The organism is Ilyobacter sp. (genome assembly GCF_041583315.1).
Lineage (GTDB): Bacteria > Fusobacteriota > Fusobacteriia > Fusobacteriales > Fusobacteriaceae > Ilyobacter.
Genome location: NZ_JBFHGC010000249.1, coordinates 1 through 4086 on the forward strand (window position 1 = coordinate 1; position 4086 = coordinate 4086).

The window sequence follows — 4086 nt, forward strand, 5'->3', positions numbered from 1 at the left end:
CTTGCTCAGAGACACGGTCTGAAGGTAGTGGCGACAAATGATACTCACTATGTGTTTTATGGAGATCATGCTTTGCAGGATATTCTAATCTGTGTCCAGACAGGAAGTAAGCTATCAGATGAGAAACGGATGAAGATAGAAACAGACCAGCTTTTTTTGAAAAATAGGGAACAGATGCTGGAAGAACTGGGGAAGTATGACAGGGCTGTGGACAATACCGTGGAGATAGCAGATAAGTGCAATTTAGAGCTTGAGTTTGGAGTATTTAAGTTTCCTGAGTACAAAATACCAACTTGTGTGGAGAGTATAGGGGAATTCTTAAGAAAACTGGTCTACCAGGGTTTGAAAAAGAGATATGAAAATACCCCTGAAAAAGAGGTAATAGAAAGAGTCGAATATGAGCTAGATGTAATAAACAAGATGGACTATGCCGGCTATTTTGTAGTGGTATGGGATTTTATAGATTATGCTAAGAAAAATAATATACCGGTAGGTCCCGGAAGAGGGTCTGCTGCAGGAAGTATGGTGGCCTATGCCCTGGGAATAACAGAGCTTGATCCTATGAAGTATAACCTTATCTTTGAAAGGTTTTTGAATCCTGAGAGGATATCCATGCCGGATATAGATATAGATATATGCCAGGAAAGAAGACAGGAAGTAATAGATTACGTAGGAGATAAGTACGGACGGGACAGGGTGGCTCAGATAATTACTTTCGGAACCATGAAGGCCAGAGCAGCTATAAGAGATGTGGGAAGGGTTATGAATGTCCCTCTTTTTAAGGTGGATAAAATAGCAAAGCTTATACCGTCATTTTTTAGCCTGGATCACGCACTGAAAGATGTGGAAGAGCTAAGAGAGATATATGAGACGGACAGCGAATCGCAGGAACTCATAGAGTATTCCAAAAGACTGGAAAATACAGTGAGACACGCCTCTATACACGCAGCAGGTGTGGTCATAACAAAAAATCCACTAACTGATGATGTCCCTCTGTATAGTGACACCAAAACAAAAGTGGTGTCCACCCAGTATCAGATGAAAGAGCTAGAGGATCTTGGGATACTGAAAATGGATTTTCTCGGACTGAGAAACCTCACAATACTTCAGAGAACCCTAGATTATATAAAGGAGGACACGCAGGAGGAGATAGAGCTTAATAAAATACCTTTGGATAGTTCAGAAGTGTACGAACTGCTCCAGCGAGGCGATACCCTGGGAGTATTCCAGCTGGAATCCCACGGGATAAGAAAACTCCTCATGAAGCTAAAACCTGACAGGTTTGAAGATATAATCGCTGTACTTGCCCTATACAGGCCAGGGCCTCTGGGGTCAGGGATGGTGGATGATTTTATAGAGGTGAAAAACGGGAGAGCGGCTATAAGGTATCCCCATGAATCACTTGAAAATGTGCTGAAAGAGACTTACGGAGTGATACTTTACCAGGAACAGGTAATGAAGATAGCCAACATAATGGCTGACTATACCCTGGGAGAAGCTGACTTACTAAGGCGAGCCATGGGAAAGAAAAATATGGCTATAATGGAAGAGAATCGTAACAAGTTTGTAGAAAGAGCTGTAAAAAAAGGCTACCTGGAAGAGAAAGCCACAGATATATTTGATCTCATCGACAAGTTTGCAGGTTACGGATTCAACAAGTCTCACTCGGCTGCCTACGCTCTTGTGGCTTACTGGACGGCGTATTTCAAAGGTTGCTACCCGAAACATTATTATGCAGCCCTTATGACCTCTGAGAGGAATAACATAGAAAAGCTTGCCCTTTATGTAGAGGATGCCAAGGAACACGGAATAAAGGTAGCTCTTCCAAATATAAACAAAATAAGCAGCAAATTTATAGTAGACGGAGATCTTGTTAGATTTGGTATGTCCGCCATAAAAAATGTAGGTGAAACCCTCATAGAAAGAATAAAGGCTGAACATGCCCGAAACGGGGACTATACTACCTTTGAAAATTTTGTCACAAGGTCTAAAAAAGAAGGCGTAAATAAAAAAGCACTGGAAGCTCTTATACTGTCGGGATCACTGGATTCAATTCCGGGAAACCGGAGGCAGAAGTATGAAAGTATGGAAAAGGCCTTAAATTATGCAACCAAGGTAATGAAAGAAGATGATATACAGCAGATGAATCTCTTTGGGGAAGCCAGGGCAACCATTGAAAAATTTCAGATGCCTTCTGTGGCTGAATACAAAATGGAAAATCTTCTGACCGGGGAAAAAGAGTTTCTTGGATTTTACTTTACAGGACACCCCCTTGATAAATACCGAGAAATGCTCAAGGTATACAAACTTACAGAGATAAAAGATATAGTGAGTGAGATGCCGACCCATATAAAAACCTATGGAATGGTGAGAAACCTAAAGAAGGTAATAACAAAAAAAAGCGGTCAGGTAATGGGAGTTTTTGATTTAGAGGACTATTATGGTAAAATAGGAGCAGTTGTCTTTCCCAGAGATTATCAAAAGATGGGACATTATCTTTTAGACGGTGCACCTCTATATGTAGAAGGAGTAGTGCAGACAGACCACTTCGGAGGACATGAGGAAAAAAAGATCATAATAAGAGAGCTAAGACCCCTAGATGAGATAGGTGAAATCCCCAGATTTAAGGTCTATATTCTCATAAACCAAGAAGATAAGCCTAAACTTACCGCTCTGAAGGCGGTAATCTCAAAGCACAGAGGAGACCACAGGATATATCTGGCTCTGAAAGAGAAAGAAGAGAAAAAGACGGTGGAACTGGATAAAAAGTACCGAGTAACTCCATCTAAGTATTTCATAAGGGAAGTTGTGGAACTCTTAGGAATTGAAAATATAATTATAAAGTAGTAAAGTAGTAAAGATTACGTGTGTAATAATTTCTTGAAACAGTATTTTATTTGTGATAAAATGAAATGTAAAACAGATATTAATAGGAGGACCTTTTTTATGAAACATGATATAAATAATGTAGAGGATTTAATGAAAATATTAAATGATACTAATCTTACTGAAATCTCTTTTGAAAGTGAAGAGCTGAAAGTAATGCTGAAAAGACCAAAACTTGTTCCTGCGGCTCCTCAGCAAGTCCAAGCCCAGAATACTAATGAAGAGGTAAAGGAAACTAAAAAATATAAAGAGATAAAATCTTATCATATAGGGAAATTTTCTTACCATGACAAGAGCGGAAAAGCTATTATAAAAGTGGGAGATAAGATAAAAGAGGGACAGAATATAGGTTCTATCTCTACAATAGGGGTAAACAGCCCGGTAAAAACTCCTTATTCAGGTACTGTAAAAGAGATACTTGTAGAAGACGGAAGCCTAGCAGATTACGGAAAGAATCTGGTTTTAGTGGAATTAGACTAGTAAAAAGTTGATTTAGGAGGATAATAATGTTTAATAAGATTTTGATAGCCAATAGAGGAGAGATTGCCGTTAGAATCATAAGAGCGGCAAAAGAGTTAGGAATAAAAACTGTTGCAGTATTTTCAGAAGCTGACAGAGATAGTCTTCATGTGAAGATAGCAGATGAGTCAGTATGTATAGGACCTACAAAAAGTACAGAATCTTACCTTAAAATACCTAATATAATTTCTGCAGCAGAGGTTACAGGTGCAGATGCCATACATCCCGGATACGGATTCCTGGCTGAAAATGCACAGTTTGCAAAAATATGTGAAATGCATAATATAGTTTTCATAGGTCCTAGTCCTGAGTGTATAATAAACATGGGTGACAAGGCAACTGCAAGAAAAACAGCAGTTGAAAACGGAGTTCCTCTTACTGAAGGTACTGGACTTATTAAAAATATAGAAGAAGCCAAAAAAGAAGTAAATGAGAGAATCGGATACCCTGTAATGATAAAAGCCACTGCCGGAGGCGGGGGAAAGGGAATGAGAATCGCTAGAGATGACAAGGAACTGGCGACGAACATGGTTGCTGCACAGAATGAAGCAGAGGCGGCCTTTGGCAATCCTGATGTATATATAGAAAAATTCGTAGAAAATCCAAGACATATTGAGATACAGATCATAGGTGATAAACATGGAAATGTAGTTCATCTAGGAGAAAGAGACTGCTCTATAC

The 4086-nt window shown here is 39.3% G+C and carries 3 protein-coding genes; all 3 read left to right on the top strand.

What is annotated here, in order from left to right; all coding sequences use genetic code 11:
- Window positions 1–2847 (top strand): DNA polymerase III subunit alpha (dnaE, locus tag ABZA26_RS09265; RefSeq protein WP_372714239.1); only part of this gene is annotated, 2847 nt, incomplete at its 5' end.
- 99 nt (window positions 2848–2946) lie between these two features.
- On the top strand, window positions 2947–3366 hold the full coding sequence (locus ABZA26_RS09270; RefSeq protein WP_372714240.1) for an acetyl-CoA carboxylase biotin carboxyl carrier protein subunit: 420 nt from the start codon (window positions 2947–2949) through the stop codon (window positions 3364–3366).
- A 26-nt stretch (window positions 3367–3392) separates the two neighbouring features.
- Window positions 3393–4086: biotin carboxylase N-terminal domain-containing protein (locus ABZA26_RS09275; protein WP_372714241.1), on the top strand; the 694-nt coding region annotated here is incomplete at its 3' end.

What these genes read in the sequence shown, in the direction of transcription:
- ABZA26_RS09270 (WP_372714240.1), top strand. Translation starts at nt 2,947, where the DNA reads ATGAAACATGATATAAATAATGTAGAGGATTTAATGAAAATATTAAAT.